Here is a 15,335-nt window from a genome sequence, read left to right as displayed (position 1 = left end):
GTCAGTCTGGCGGCGGGGCTTAGCCCCGCCGTGGTCTTCCACCTACTTACATACCCCAGCGCAACGCAGGCGTATGCACTGGCGCATCCCAAAGCTTGACCATCTCGTCGTCAAGGCGGAGCAACGTGAAGCTGACGCCGGCCATCTCAAGCGAGGTGATGTAGCTTCCCACCAACGATCGAGCGATGGTGATGTTGCGATCCTTGAGGATGCGTGCTAATTCATTGTACATCAAATAGAGTTCGATCAGTGGTGTGCCACCCATACCGTTGACAAAGGCAAGCACGGCATCGCCGCTCTTGAACGGCAGGTCGTCGAGGATGGGGCTGGCCAGCATTTCGGCGATGTCGCGGGCGGGAGCGATCTTTTCACGGCGGCGGCCCGGCTCGCCGTGGATGCCAATGCCGACCTCCATCTCATCTTCGGCCAGCTCGAAGCCCGGCTTACCAGCCTGCGGCACCGTACACGGCGTCAGGGCCATGCCCATGCTGCGCCCGTTGGCATTGACCCGTTCGGCAATCGCCTTGCAGGTGGCCAGATCAGCGCCAGCTTCGGCAGCGGCGCCGACGATCTTCTCGAGTAGCACCGTCACGCCGACTCCGCGGCGGCCAGCCGTCCATGTGCTATTTTCCACCGCCACATCGTCATTCGTTACCACACTGGCCACCTCGATCCCCTCAGCGGCGGCTAATTCGGCAGCCATCTCGAAGTTCATCACGTCGCCGGTGTAGTTCTTGACGATATGCAGTACACCCTTGCCGCCATTGACCGCCTTGGTCGCGGCCAGCATCTGATCGGGCACCGGCGAGGTAAAGACCGCGCCGGGGCAGGCGGCATCGAGCATGCCGTAGCCGACAAAACCGCCATGCATCGGTTCGTGACCCGAACCACCGCCCGAAATCACGCCGACCTTGTTGTGCGGCGCACCCTTGCGCACGATATAATCGGGATCGAAATGCACATCAATCAGGTCTGCGTGAGCGATCGCCATCCCGGCCAGCGCCTCTTTAACGACGTTCTCCGGTGCGTTGATCAACTTCTTCACAGGCTTCCTCCCCTAACGTGAAGACTAACAGCCGTTACATGCCCAGCACATCTGCCAGCAGTGCCGCGATTGAGCCACCAATAAGCGGGCCAACTACCGGCACCCACGAATAACCCCAGTTGCTGTCACCCTTGCCGGCGATCGGTAATACAAAGTGGGCAATGCGCGGGCCAAGGTCGCGCGCGGGGTTGATCGCATACCCGGTGGGGCCACCGAGTGATAGACCAATACCCCAAACCAAAGCCGCCACTAGATACGGGCCAAGGCCGCTGGCCGGGCTGCCGCTGGTGGCGCCGTTGGCGCTGAAGATGGCGAAGATAATGAAGACCAGCGCGAAGGTGCCAATCACTTCGGTAATGATGTTGTTCACCGGATTGCTGATCGCCGGGCCGGTGCTAAAACAGGCCAGCTTGAGGCCGGGGTCTTTGGTGACTTCCCAGTGTGAAAGGTAAGTCAGCCAAACGAGGGTTGCGCCGATGAACGCGCCAATGAATTGGGCGATAATGTGCATTACAGCAGTACCAACATCGTAGCCGCCGCGCAGCATCACTGCGATCGTTACCGCTGGATTGAGGTCAGCGCCGGGGCTGCCTAGGGCAATAGCCGTGAATACGCCACTCATCACTCCAAATGCCCAGCCGGCAGTAATGACGATCCAACCGCCACCATTGCCCTTCGATTGCGTCAGCAATACATTGGCTACGACGCCATTGCCAAACAGAATCAGCACCATGGTGCCAAATACTTCGCCCAGAAAGGACGCAGGCATAGAGGGTCTCCTCCTTGCAACACAAACGGAACCAGTTCTTGCGAATCAACCTTGATCCGGCGTTCAACCAGAGAACGTGATGCGCGCCAATCATGACTCACGGTTAGCGAAGCATAACCAACTTGCACGCGCAACGTGGCGTGCCGGCGCATCTGAACTGGGCGTGCGCACCATCTGCGCTGTCGGCAGTGTGCGGCGACCCGCCCTGCGCACCTCCTTTCCAACTCTCTCTATGAGCGACACGATGCATTGCACCGTGCAATGCACACACGTTTCCTGCCAAGCGCCGTTGTGCGCTTGCCATCACGTTTCGACCGCGGCTAGGATGCCATCATCCCTCTTCGTTTCGTGGTTGGGTCGAGTTCCCTGTAATTGGTATCGTAGCAAAGCGGGTGAAGGAACGTCAAGCTGTGAAGAGGCTGTGCATCATGCAAAAGTGTTTCAATGTTGAAACGTCATCACGGCGTCAAATCATCACGTGAAATGTGGTAGCGAGTCATCTTTCGCCAGAGGGTGGCCCGGCTAATCCCTAACAAGGCTGCTGCCCGGCCCAAGCGTCCGCCAGCGGTGCGGATAGCACGGATAATCGCGTCGCGCTCGCTCAACTCTTGCACTTCCGCCAGTCGCGGGCTATCCGCTATCGTCAACGGAGTGGCATGGCGCGCAATTGCCGGCGGCAAATCGTTAACAGTCAAGACGCTCTTGGTGCCAGTTTGCGCCATCCGTTCCAGCACTACTTCCAATTCACGCACATTACCCGGCCACGGGTAAGCGCGCAACGCAGCGAGCGCATCAGGATCAAGCGCCACCGGCCGGCCCAACTGTTCGCTGAGCCGTTGCGCCATGTGGTTAGCCAGCAAAATAATGTCATCACCACGCTGGCACAGCGGTGGAATGTCAACGACAAACGCGCTCAGCCGGGCATACAGATCGGCGCGAAAGCGACCTTCTTGTACCAGTTGTTCGAGATCATGACCAGTGACGATCAGCCGGACATCGATCGGGACAGGGCGCGCGCCGCCTGATCGGATCACTCGCCCCATTTCGATGGCACGCAGCAAGCTCGTTTGCTGATCAAACGACAGCGCATCAATCGCTTCGAGGTAGATAACGCCGCCATGGGCCAGTTCGAGCTTGCCCGGCCGGCCCGGTTGCCGGTCGGTTCCTTCAACCCCGAACAATTCGCTGTCAAGCAATTGGCGTGGGATCGCAGCGCATGAAACCCGCACAAAGGGGCCGCCAGCACGGTTGCTGGCGTTATGGATCGCTTGGGCAAAGATCTCTTTGCCAACACCGGCTTCGCCACGCAAGAGCACCGCTCCGCGCCCGGCGGCAGCGATCCGCGCTTGCCGCAAAGCCTGCCGCATACCCTCACTCTGACCGATAATGTCGCGAAAGGTAAAGGTTGCTTGCGCTCCGACGACCTGTTGCACGAGCTGGCGCACGCTCTCGGTTGGGCGGAGCGTAATGACACTGCCCAAATACCGCCGGCTGCGATCCCAAACCGGGCGCACGCCGCAGATAACTGCCTGCGCGCCGGTAGGGGTTTGCCAGATGATTTCTTGTTCGTCAAGCGTGCTCAGGCTGTGAAGAGCCGCAGCAATCGCCGGCGGTGGCGGAATAACGCTCTCGAGCGGCCGGCCCGCGGCTGAACGCACATTGATGTCGAGAATATTCGCCACCCGCCGGCTTAGCCGGCGAATCTCACCGTGCGGCCCTACGAAGATCAGTCCCTCGTTGATCGTATCAAGTGTGGCGTACAGTTCGCTCAGTTGGTCATTGGCCTCGTTGAGCAGCCGTTCGGCACGGAGTTGGCTGTGCAACGCTTGCGCTGCGGCAATCACCATTCCAAGCGCGTAGGGGTGGTAGGCTTCGGCTAGGGTAAGAATGGCCAGCGCACCTAATGCCCTGCCATCCGGGCTGAAGATCGGGGCTGCTGCTAGCGCAAACGGCTTCAACCAATTGCAATAGTGCTCGTCGCCGCTGGTCTGGCAAGGCAACGCTTCACGCAGCGCCAAATCGATTGCGTTAGTGCCGGCGACCTCTTCCGTCAGACTAATGCCATAGCCGATACCGTATCGCTGCGCTCGTTCGATGACCGTACTGTCGCCGGCAAGGTCGATGATCGTACACTGCTCGTCGCAAATCACCACCGCAAAGCCGGGGTGATCGCTAAGCTGGTAGAGATCTTCGATCGATGAGCGGGCCAATGCTTGCAGATGGCTCCACCCTGCCAGATTGACCGGCCCTGTCTGTGGCGGACTGGCCAGATCAAGGCCGTGCGCTTGGCAGCGCGCCCATGATCGCTGAATTGGCGGGAGTGAAGATGTTGGCATCGCACACCTCGCGAGATCTTCCAGCTATGTATATTATAAGCGAAGAGAATTATCGATTGCATTGACATGGCACTGCTTGCCTAGCCTCGCTCGGTGTGAGCCGGTCTTGTTGGTTCTGGAGACGATTGAGGATCCGCTTATGCGCAATATTCGCTATTCAGATACATGAATTGACGAGTTGGCGAAAGGTCGGAATTATGGATAAGATCCTGCACCAATAATGTTGCTCGTGAGGCTGTCAGCGTCGTTTTACGGTTTCTAGGGTCTGCTTCTCATTCTTTGCCATCCGCGCTAAGATGCAACAGTGTGATGATCTGCCCAGTGCAGCGTGTTTCGGCCTCGCCGAATAACATGTCAGACATTATCTTCTTGGCGCAATCCGTTGTAAAACGTTAGGTGTGGCAGGTTTGGCTAGGCGGTTTTGAATGAGATTCTGCTCTACATGGGCAGGATCGTGTATTGGTTGATTACGGGTGATGCGCCAGTAATGCGCGGGTAAAGAATTGGCTTTGTGTAGAAATTCTGTGGTGAAATATGGAGTGCGGCAGTTTGACTGCCGCGCTCCATGAATATAGCTACACAAACGCCGCAATCCCAGTAATCTCGCGCCCGACGACCAACGTGTTGATCTCGTTGGTGCCTTCGTAGGTATAGACCGCTTCGATGTCAGCGAAATGGCGGGCAATGTGCCGGTCGAGCAAGATGCCGTTGCCGCCGAGCACTTCACGCCCCAGCGCCACGATCTGGCGCGCCTTGCCGGCGCAGTATTGCTTGGCCAACGAGGCCATACCCTCGGTGATCTGGTTTTCGTCTTCGTCACGCAGCTTGCTCAACCGCCACGCCATCAACTGGATCGCCGTCAAATCGCCGAGCATCTGCACCAGCTTCTGCTGCACCAACTGGAAGCCGGCGATCGGGCGGCCAAACTGTTCGCGCTGCAATGTGTAGTCGAGGGCAAGCTCATACGCGGCCTGCGCGTGCCCGACCGCTTCCCATGCTACGCCGTAGCGGGTGTTTTTGAGAATGTTGGCCGTATCGCGGAACGAGCGTGCCAATGGCAAGCGGTTCGCTTCGGGCACGAAGACGTTATCCAGCTTGATGTCGGCATTGATCACCGAACGCTTAGCGATCTTGCCCTCGATCTTGGTCGCCTGATAGCCCGGCGTACCCTTTTCAACCAGAAAGCCGCCGATCCGTCCAGTCTCTTCATCTTGCGCCCACACCACGATCACATCGGCGAAGGTGGCGTTTCCGATCCAGCGCTTTTCACCGTTGAGCAAATAGCCACCATCGATCCGCTTGGCGGTAGTGCGGATGTGCGCTGCATCAGAGCCGACGTGCGGTTCGGTGAGCGCAAAGGCACCGATCTTTTCCAGCCGGGCCATTGCTGGCAACCAACGCTGCTTCTGCTCTTCCGAACCACAAGCAGCAATTGCTCCCATCGCCAAGCCGCTGGTCACGCCGACAAAGGTGCCGACGCTGCCGTCACCGCGAGCAAGTTCGGCGGCGATCAGCCCAACTTCGACGCTGGTAAATCCCGGACAGCCGTAACCTTGAATAGTGCCGCCAACAATGCCAAGCTCGGCGATGCGCGGGATCAGCTCGAACGGGAATTCGGCCCGCTCCCAATAGTCATTGATAATCGGCAATACATGCTCGTTGCAAAACGCGCGCACTTTATCGCGAAGGGCGCGCTCGCGCGGGGTAAGGAGATCGTCGAAATGGAAGATGTCTATCCCGCGCTCGCTTGCGATCGTCATTGGTCGCCTCCTATAGATGAACGTTATGACGCACTGCGTAATAGATTATAGCACATCTCGCGATGCAGTATGCGGTTAGAGGGGTGGGTTAAGGAAACGCTGCCCAAAGGTGCAGGAGGTATCTGCTAGCAGTGCGAGAGGTGTCGTTCTTGCGGCGCGCAATGACGGCGGGGAAGCCGGGGCGTGATCGCCTGTCATTGCGAAGGAGCGGCCTGAACCAGCCGCGCTAGGTGCGCCCAACCGCAGTAATCTCCCGCTCCAGCGGGAAGCATGCCTGAGCGGGGTGACTCCGTGTTCGCGGGGGGGATTGCTGCACCGCGGAGCGGCGCGCAATGACGGGGGAACAGGCGATAGCGTCGCCGCCCTTTCGTGTACAATAGAAGCAGCACGATGATCGTCGAGATCGAGGTGAGCTATGCGACTCAGTGAAGATAAAGTGCGTCGGATTGCCGAGCGCTTGCACGACGAATTGGCCGAGCGCGGTCTCTTAGCCTACCGCGACCGTCCGGGTCAGCGCCCTAGCGATGGCCGCGCGTTGCGGGTCAAGGCAATCTATGATGCGATTGTGGCCGATCTGAAGATCGAAGAGGAGATCGACGCTGAAGTTGAGCGAATTCTGGCGACCTACAGCCGCGAGATCAAGGGCACCGAGCGCGATATTCTCTTCCGCAAGCATAAAGAAGAGGTAGCGCGCAAGCGGGGGTATGTGTTATAGTGGTGTTTCGCTGCTGTTTCATCGCGTTATCTCACCCAGTAGAGCAGAATGTAGTGCGGCCCAGTGTGCGGCACGACGAACTCTCCGCCGTGGGTTACGAAACCAACGGTGAGATAAAACGGTAACGCACTGGTGCGGCCATGGCACCAGATCATGTCGCCGCCGTGACGCCGGACATGCTCGATCCCGGTTTGGAGCAACGCTTGGCCGATCCCCTGCCGGCGAAAGGCGGGCCAGACCCCCATGCCGCGCAGTCGCCACGCCGCACGGGCCGGTATCTCAGCGAAATCTTCTGGGGCGAATGAGGCGATACCCACGAGCTGCTCATCAACGAAGGCGCCAGCGTGTAACGCTAGGGGGTGGTCGTCACCGGGATAGACGAGTTCGTCAATCGCTTGGTGTGGGCGCAGGATTTGTTGGCGCAGGGGCCGGGTTGCGGCGGCGCTGATGGGGCGAATCGAGTAGTTCATACGTTCTGACTTTAACGCAGAGATGCAAAGAAGGTAAAAGCACAACGGATTCTACCGCAAAGTCGCAAAGATATTTGAGATTGATCTAATGTAAATTTGCACCATACTTAAAGTCCTTTGCGACCTCTGCGTCTTGCGTCTAACGGTCTCTGCAACCTCTGCGTCTAACCGTCTCTGCGCCTTCGCTCACTCTGCGCCTTGGCATCGAGATAGTCTTGCAAAATGATTGACGCGGCGACCTGATCAATCTGCGCTTTGATCTTAGCCGGTTTGAAGCCGAGATTGCGCAACATTTGCTCGGCAGCGACGCTGGTCAGCCGCTCGTCGAACATTTCGACCGGGCAGGTAAGCACAGCAGCCAACGCATCGGCGAAGCGTTGCACCGCAACGGCTTGCGGGCCGTGTTCACCGCGCATAGTTAGCGGCAATCCCACCACCACCTGCGTAACGCCGCGCTCGGCGACGAGCCGGGCGATCTGGGCAATGGCCCGTTCGGGCGGGTGAGCGGCGATGGTGGTCAACGGTGCGGCGATACGGGCGCTGGCGTCGCTGATCGCCACGCCGATGCGCCGTTCACCGACATCTAGCCCTAGGATGGTCTGTTCGTTGGTTGTATTCACGTTGGCCGGATATGGTTAGGTCACAGCGGACGCCGATGGCGCAGAACATGCCGTACCTGCAACTTGCTCTCCTCACTCAATCCGAAGCCGGAGCTGCCAGCTCCAGCCGGGGAAGCGATCAACGTTTGGCGGTAGCGTAAAGCCGGCCAGTCTCCCGCTGACCACTAACGCTTGCAAGCCTGCTTCAGCTTCGACGCGGGTGCGGCCTAATACCGCATTCTGCACCGCCGCGCGTGTTGCCGGATCAAGCTCGTTGCCGCAGGCCGGGTCTGGCCCCACTGCACCATCAACGCGCAGGGTCGCGCCATCCCAACGCCAGCCATTGATCACCGCGGCCCGGCAATCACCCGGACGCAACTGGCCGTTTTGGATCAGTTGGGCATTAAACGCGTCAGCCAATTGGCGCTGGAAGCTGGCCGGATCGCCGCTGACCGCCAGCCCGCTGTAGTTCGCTTGCACGGTCAAGGTAAAGAAGCGATTGTCTTTCGGCAGAGACGTACCTATCGGCGGATCGACCATCTGCTCGAAGCCGGCTAATTGCTCTAGCTCGGCCCGGCTCGGCGAGACGGTGGTCGGTTCGAGGCGGAGATTGCGGGCTAATGCCAGCCCATCAAGCTGCCGGCGCGCCTCTTGGTCGAGCCGGGTCAACGCTTCGGCCAAATAGCGGCGTACATCGCTCTCTTTAATCACAAACACTTCTTCATCGGTTCCGCCGCCGATTGCATCATGCACAATCGTCAGCACGCCGCTGGTGAGATTAATCGTCGGCCCGCCGGGAATGCGCAGTTCGCGAATAGTATTTGCGGGAATGTTTGAGGCGCTGCCCGGCGAGCGAGCGATAATGCGCACTTGCGCTTCGCCGAGCGTGGTGATGATCTGATTGCCAAGATTCGAGGTCACTGCACCCGGTACTGTAACATCAGCCTCGCTGAAGAAGGGAATCGGCTGATCGTTCGGCCCGAAGGCAACGAACTCGCTTCCTGCGGGAATGACTATCGGCTGTGTGTTCAGATTACGCAGGATGATCGTTCCCTGCGCACTGCTAACCGGTGTCATCACGCCTTCCGTCACTTCACCGCGCAGACTGATAGCGACCGTCGTTCCGAGCGGTTCAGCCGCAACGGCGCTACTGTTCGCTGCTGAGGTGACCGGGATCATTGGCAGTGCCAAGCCGGTGATTGGCGTTGTTTCACGCGCCGGCAAGCGCACCACGATGGTTACACTGCTTGTCGCTACCTGCCAAACACCGAGTCCTATGACTGCGATAAAGAGTGCCGCCAATATCCATCTGAGCCACGATTGTTGCCGAAGAAGGGATCGAGGTGCGCTGCGCGGCGCCGCAATCGGTGGTGGTATATCAGTTAGCTCGCGTCGTGGTTGGGCAAAGGTACGCTGAGCGCGATCAGCATCGCTCCGCTGTCCGATCTGGCTTGCCCGCGCCACTTCAGCCTCTGAGAGTTGAATATCTTCAGGCCGCACCCGTGGTGGTTGGCGCGATGCCTCACGGGCTGACGGGATTGGCGGCGGTGGTGGACCGGTACGCTCTTGCTCGAAGGCGGCAGCCAGATCGTCAAGCGCGTCGAAGAACTCTAGGTCATCGTCACCCATCGCTTGGGCTGGCGGCGTTGCCGTGCCGCTGGTTGTTGTTGGAATAGGCCGTGTTGCCGGTGCTGCAATCGGACGGGTTTCGGCCGGCGCCGGTTTCGCGGTTTCAAACAGCTCTAGATCGTCAATGGCACCAGTACCGGCTAGTTCATCGAGTGCGGCCAGAAATTCGAGATCTTCAGCCGGCAGGTCTTCGCTGGCAGGTGGCGGGGGAGGCACCGGTGCTTGCACGTGCGCGCCGGTGACTTCGATCGTGGTCAGCCGGCTCTGGCGGGCCGCTTTGAGGATGGCCGGGTCGGAGCTAATGATCGTGAGGGCAATACCGGCAGCCGTCGCCAATTCGCGCAGTGCATCGGTGCCGGCGACGCGCTGGAGGAAGCTGGCGCCTTCGGGGGCCAAGATCTGCACGTTGGCGGCATGGGTGGCTCGTACCCGCGCCATGAGCGACTCGGCGGTATCATCGGGTAGCGCAAGGACAATCGCTGTCTCGTCGGTGATCATAGCCCCTCACCCCCGGCCCCTTTCCCCGCGTTCAGGAAGAGGGACGCTGCGGCAATGCGTCAACGTTATTCTATCACTCACGGTATTAGTCTACCACGCGAGATGGTTTATGAACATGTAGTCAGGGCGCGAAACAGCACTTCTTGGCTCTCACCTCTGCTCTCCCGCTAGGGGAGGGTGGAGAATAGCCACGAAAAACGACAAAAGGCACAAAAATAGACTATTTTTGCGTCTTTTTGTGGCTATTCGGCTCGATGCTCGCACGTTCGTCCTTACTCCGACTGGCATATGGCCCTTACCCGCAGCCCCTCCCCCAACGGGGGAGGGTGGAGAATAGCCATGAAAAGCGACAAAAGGCACAAAATGAACATCTTTTTGGCGCTTGTTTGCAGGTTTTTATGACTATGCCGCTCTGTGACCCTTTACCCCTCCCCGTGAACGGGGAGAATGGCTATGTAAAAACACTCACAAAAATTATTGAAATTTGTCATGCTTTTTGTGTGTCTTTGTGGCTATTCCCCTCACCCCGCCTGTTCGGCTAGCACACCGGCAGCGGCGTTGATCGCCGCAGCTAACTGGTTGGGATTGCGCCCGCCGGCTTGGGCAACTTCAGGCTTGCCGCCGCCGCCGCCACCGACGATCGCCGCCAGCGGCTTGACCAGTTGCACCGCGTTTAACCCGCGCCGGACAAGATCGGCGGTCACCATGGCCAACAATTGCGGCTTGCCGTTAATCTGCGCGCCGAGCACAATCACCGCGCTGCCCAGCTTGTCACGCAGATACTCGCCCATCTCGCGCAATCGCTCGACGGTATCGGCCTCGACCTCGGCAGCGAGCAGTGGTACGCCGGAAATCGTCTGTATCCGGTTCAACAACGTGTCGAGCTGTTCACGCGCCAGCTTGCTACGCAGCGCTTCCAGCTCTTGCCGGCGCTGTCGGTTCTCGGCCAACAAAGCTTCGATCCGCTCGGCCAACTGGGAAGGTTGGGCATTAATTCGCACCGCCAGATCGCGCAGCACTTGCGCCTGCTCTTCCACCCACACCTCAGCGCCGCGCCCAGTCAGCGCCTCGACGCGGCGAATACCGCTGCCGATACTTCCCTCGCTGACCAGACGAACAAACCCGATCTCGCCGGTACGATTGACGTGGGTGCCGCCGCACAACTCAAGGCTATCGCGTGAAGCATACTCACCGTTATCGAACCCGTTACCGCGCTCGATGGTCACCATCCGTACCGTGTCACCATACTTCTCGCCAAACAGGGCAATTGCGCCGCGTGCCATCGCATCCTGATAGCCGGTAATCTCCCAGCGCACGGCAGCGTCAGCCCGTACCCATGCATTCAGCCGTCGCTCAACCTCGCGCAACTCTTCGGGGTCAACCGGCTTCGTGTGGGTAAAGTCGAAGCGCAACCGATCCGGCGCGACGAGCGAGCCGGCCTGCGCCGCATGCTCGCCAAGCACATCGCGCAACGCGCGCTGGAGCATGTGGGTGGCGGTGTGGTTGCGCTGAATATCGGCCCGCCGCACCATATCGACTGTTGCTTGCACCTGATCGCCCACGCTGATTGTGCCATCAACCACCCGGCCATAATGAACGATCAGACCGGGCAGCGGGCGGCGAGTGTCTTCCACGCGCACCGATCCTTCAGGCCCAACCAGCAAACCTGTATCGCCGACCTGACCGCCACTTTCGGCGTAAAACGGCGTGGTATCGAGCACAATCTGCACCTGCCGTCCAGCGTGCGCAGTGGTCAGCGCATCGCCATCAGCCAGCATCCCGATCACCGTCGCCCGGTCGCTCAGCCGCTCGTAACCAGTGAAGTGGGAATTGGGCAAATCCAACTCGGCCCACAGCTCAGCTTCACTACCGCGCTTACTGGCCGCTGCTGCGCGTGAACGAGCGCGTTGCTCGGCCATCGCCGCCTCGTAGCCAGCTTCATCAACCGCCAACCCCTGCTCGGCAGCAATCTTTTGGGTCAGATCGAGCGGGAAGCCGTAGGTGTCTTTCAACACAAACGCATCGTTACCGGGAATCACCGTCTCACCGCGAGCGCGTACCTGCTCGATTACCGCATTCAGCCGGGTAATACCACCGCTGAGCGTGCGCAAGAACTGGCGCTCTTCCTGATCGGCGGCGCTGAGGATAAACTCGCGCCGCTTACGCAGTTCGGGGTAGGCCTCACCCATCTGCTCGATCACCGCTGTGATGACTTCAGCGAGGAACGGACGCTCAAACCCGATTGTGCGGCCCTGATAGGCAGCGCGACGCAAAATCCGGCGCAGCACATAGGCTCGGCCCAGATTGCCCGGCAGCACGCCATCGGCGATTAAAAATGCAATCGCCCGCGCATGATCGGCAATCGCGCGGTAGGCGCTGCGGTGGGCCTGATAGTGGGCCTCGTCGCTGCCGCGTGTGCTGATAATCCGATTGATAATCGCTACGAACAGATCGGTTTCATACGTGCTATGCACCCCCTGCATCACCATCGCCATCCGCTCAAGCCCCATGCCGGTATCAACCGAAGGGCGCGGCAGCGGCTGCATCGTGGCGCGGTCGTACTGCATAAACACGTTATTCCAGATTTCGACGTAATTGGGATCGTCGGAGTTTACCCCCTCGGCGCGCATCTGGCTTAAGTCATCGCCAATGTACATCGTAATTTCCGAGCAGGGGCCGCAGGGGCCGGTATCGCCCATCACCCAGAAGTTGTCTTTACGACCAAAACGCAACACCCGCGACGGATCGGCTCCTTGTGCGATCCACAACTCGGCAGCCTCATCATCAGGCGGCACTTCGTCATCGCCGGCGAAGACCGTAAACCACAGCCGCTCTACCGGCAACTGAAATTCTTCGGTTAACAACTTCCACGCTAGCCGGATGGCCTCGGCCTTGAAATAGTCACCGAAGGAAAAGTTGCCCAACATCTCAAAAAAGGTATGGTGGCGTGGCGAGGGGCCAACCTCTTCGAGATCGTTATGCTTGCCGCTGACGCGCAAACACTTCTGCGCCGTGACGGCACGGGTATACGGACGTTGCTCACGCCCTAGAAAGACATCTTTAAACTGCACCATACCCGAATTAGCGAATAGTAATGTCGGATCATCGGCAACGACTAGCGACGAGCTAGGCACGTGGGTATGGCCATGACGCTTAAAGAACGAAATAAATGTTTCGCGAATCTGCGCGGCGGTCAGTTTTTGCATAGTATGGCGCCTATATTCTCAACGGTAGAGGGTTGGGTACTGCTATCCGTAATGCAAAGAGTGCGTGTGCGAATGAAATCTCTTGCGAATGAGTGGTACCCTCGCCCGACCAACAATTTGACGCAACAAACCTCTTCCTCGCGCTATTGTAGACGATTGTGGCGGCGACCGTCAACCGTTTTGGCATGGAAGATGAAGGGCAGGCCGGTAGGAGCGGTGCGGCTGTGGTGCAGGGAACCCCCTCGTGGGGGGCCGTCACCCACGAGGGAGGGGCGGGCGTAGCGCACTCACAGTGGATTGATATGAGCGGAAGACATTCCGCCTTACGAGACACTGCGCACACTCACCGTAGAGCGAATTCATTTCGCCCACCATGAATGTGCGGACATGGTAGGGGCAAACCGGTGGTTCGCCTTTGTGGAACCGGGGGGGTCTCTGTCGCCCCGAGCAGGTTGTTGGGAGCGGAATGAATGCCGCTCTACAGGAGACCATCCCCCCTCCCCCGTGTGGGGGAGGGGCCGGGGGTAGGGGGAGCAGCATACTGCGCCCCTCCTGCGCCCCTGCTGTGTCTGTCCCATGTTCATTGACACTTAGGTCACGGTGTGTTACACTGGTTGTGACGCATTGCGTCATTCTTTTCCCTGCTCGAAGTCATATCCGGCAACAATGGGGTTGCCCGTCGCTCAATGTTGAACAGGAGGCATTTATGGCGCTCGTATCTCTTCCGGCCAGCCTCACCCGCATCATGCAGCAGGTGAATCTCCCGCTTGTTGACACCTTTCGCGCCTTACGCGGCGTTACTCCGCAAGAGATTGGTCTCTTGCTAAAAAGTATTACCGCCAAACGGCGGCCTAAGCGCGTGCCGCCGATCAATAGCGATTTCTTCGATATTTTGGGTGAACTCTCGCCCGAAGAGCGGGTGATCCAGCAGAAGATCCGCTCATATATGGAAGAGAAAATTCGCCCGCTGGCCAACGGCTACTGGGAGCGCGGCGAGTTTCCACACGAGATTGTGCCGAGTTTTGCCCGCCTCGTCGCTGAAACTTTCGGCACCCGGCCTTACGCTATCGACGCGCTCGGCCCGGTGTTGACCGGCGTGGCTTGTATGGAGCTTGCGCGGGTCGATCCTTCGATCTACACCTTTTTTGGCGTGCATTGGGGCTTGTGTATGGGGTCAATTGACCTCTTTGGTTCGGACGAACAGAAGCAGCGTTGGTTGCCGCCGATGCAGCGCTTTGAGTTGATTGGTTCGTGGGCGCTGACCGAACCCGATGTCGGCTCGGCGACCGCCGCCGGTCTCACTACTACCGCCCGCTTTGAGCGCGGTCACTGGGTGATCAACGGCGCCAAGAAGTGGAGCGGAAATGCGCCGATCGCCGATCTCAACATTATCTGGGCGCGCGACGTATCCAACAACCAAGTGCAAGGCTTCATTGTCGAGCGTGGCACGCCGGGCTACGAGGTTGAACGGCTGGAAGGCAAGATCGCCCTGCGCACAGTGCAGAACGCTAACATCCGGCTGGTCAATTGCCGCGTGCCTGAAACCAACCGGCTGCCGAATGTGGGCGGCTTCCGCAGCATCGCCCGCCAACTGGCGATCACCCGCGCCGCGGTTGCGTGGGCGATGACCGGAGTGGCGATGGGGGCGTATGAGAAGGCGTTGGCATACGCTCAGCAACGTATGCAATTCGGACGGCCCATTGGCGGTTTTCAGTTGGTGCAGAACAGTCTGGTGCAGATGCTGGCGAATGTGACGGCGATGCAGACGATGTGCCTGCGTATGAGCCAGATTGCAGCGCGCAATGGGACGATCAGCCACGAGCACGCCTCGCTCGCGAAGGTTTTTTGTGGCGAAAAGATGCGGGAAACGGTGGCGTTGGCTCGCGCTGTGTTTGGCGGTAACGGCATTCTGCTCGAACACGAAGTCGCACGGTACTTTGCCGACGCCGAAGCACTCTATTCCTACGAAGGCACCCACGAGATGAATACGCTGATCGTTGGGCGGGCGATTACCGGCATGTCGGCGTTTGTGTGATGGGTGTAAGAGCGTAAGGGCGTAGAAACAGTAGAGCCGTAGCTTCTTTTAACAGAATATTGCCTCTGCATCCTTGCCCCTCACATTGCCGTATGCTACAATCGTCCTACGTTCACGCTAGGTAAAAATGCTTATGAACCGCGATCTCAACTTTACGCTTGAATGCTCACCTGACGAACGTGAGGCCCTTGTAACTGCGCTCCGCAGCGCTGGCGCCGATGTGCAGCAGCAGCCGGTCAGAGATGTTGATTGGCAGACCATTGTCGTGCTGTT

The 15,335-nt window shown here is 59.0% G+C and carries 10 protein-coding genes; 2 read left to right on the top strand and 8 right to left on the bottom strand.

The features are described 5' to 3' along the window. Positions 1–46: 46 nt before the first annotated feature. The 4 genes from dhaK to Q1A59_RS10415 all read right to left on the bottom strand — a co-directional run bounded on the left by dhaK (position 47) and on the right by Q1A59_RS10415 (position 5,910). Positions 47–1,045 (bottom strand): dihydroxyacetone kinase subunit DhaK, encoded by a 999-nt coding sequence (gene dhaK, locus Q1A59_RS10430; RefSeq protein ID WP_298401727.1) that lies wholly within the window; start codon positions 1,043–1,045, stop codon positions 47–49. Positions 1,046–1,079: 34 nt separating this feature from the next. Beyond that, positions 1,080–1,814: an MIP/aquaporin family protein gene (locus tag Q1A59_RS10425; RefSeq protein WP_299644948.1), complete on the bottom strand. Its 735-nt coding sequence runs from the start codon at positions 1,812–1,814 to the stop codon at positions 1,080–1,082. A 458-nt stretch (positions 1,815–2,272) separates the two neighbouring features. Next, a complete protein-coding gene (locus tag Q1A59_RS10420; RefSeq protein ID WP_298401723.1) occupies positions 2,273–4,150 on the bottom strand; it encodes a sigma-54-dependent Fis family transcriptional regulator in 1,878 nt (625 codons plus the stop codon). A 575-nt stretch (positions 4,151–4,725) separates the two neighbouring features. Beyond that, positions 4,726–5,910 (bottom strand): acyl-CoA dehydrogenase family protein, encoded by a 1,185-nt coding sequence (locus Q1A59_RS10415; protein WP_298401721.1) that lies wholly within the window; start codon positions 5,908–5,910, stop codon positions 4,726–4,728. A gap of 415 nt (positions 5,911–6,325) precedes the next feature. On the opposite strand from Q1A59_RS10415, the gene Q1A59_RS10410 reads away from it, so the two are divergent. Next, positions 6,326–6,625 carry a DUF507 family protein gene (locus Q1A59_RS10410; RefSeq protein WP_066789688.1) on the top strand — a complete coding sequence of 100 codons (300 nt, stop codon included), beginning with the start codon at positions 6,326–6,328 and terminating at the stop codon, positions 6,623–6,625. Positions 6,626–6,651: 26 nt separating this feature from the next. Here the strand turns inward: Q1A59_RS10410 and Q1A59_RS10405 are convergent, their stop codons facing one another. From Q1A59_RS10405 to alaS, 4 genes are all read right to left on the bottom strand, one after another. Then, complete coding sequence (locus Q1A59_RS10405; RefSeq protein ID WP_298401716.1) at positions 6,652–7,095, bottom strand: GNAT family N-acetyltransferase; 444 nt, start codon at positions 7,093–7,095, stop codon at positions 6,652–6,654. Between the two features lie 164 nt (positions 7,096–7,259). Beyond that, on the bottom strand, positions 7,260–7,715 hold the full coding sequence (ruvX, locus tag Q1A59_RS10400; RefSeq protein ID WP_298401714.1) for a Holliday junction resolvase RuvX: 456 nt from the start codon (positions 7,713–7,715) through the stop codon (positions 7,260–7,262). Between the two features lie 72 nt (positions 7,716–7,787). After that, a complete protein-coding gene (locus tag Q1A59_RS10395; protein ID WP_298401712.1) occupies positions 7,788–9,821 on the bottom strand; it encodes a hypothetical protein in 2,034 nt (677 codons plus the stop codon). 521 nt (positions 9,822–10,342) lie between these two features. Further along, positions 10,343–13,027, bottom strand: a complete 2,685-nt coding sequence (alaS, locus tag Q1A59_RS10390) for an alanine--tRNA ligase (RefSeq protein ID WP_298401711.1) — start codon at positions 13,025–13,027, stop codon at positions 10,343–10,345. 706 nt (positions 13,028–13,733) lie between these two features. On the opposite strand from alaS, the gene Q1A59_RS10385 reads away from it, so the two are divergent. Continuing rightward, on the top strand, positions 13,734–15,062 hold the full coding sequence (locus Q1A59_RS10385) for an acyl-CoA dehydrogenase family protein (protein WP_298401709.1): 1,329 nt from the start codon (positions 13,734–13,736) through the stop codon (positions 15,060–15,062). The last annotated feature ends 273 nt before the right edge of the window (positions 15,063–15,335 follow it).

This window comes from uncultured Chloroflexus sp. (genome assembly GCF_937951745.1).
Taxonomy (GTDB): domain Bacteria; phylum Chloroflexota; class Chloroflexia; order Chloroflexales; family Chloroflexaceae; genus Chloroflexus.
This window is presented reverse-complemented; position numbering and strand designations above follow the sequence as displayed.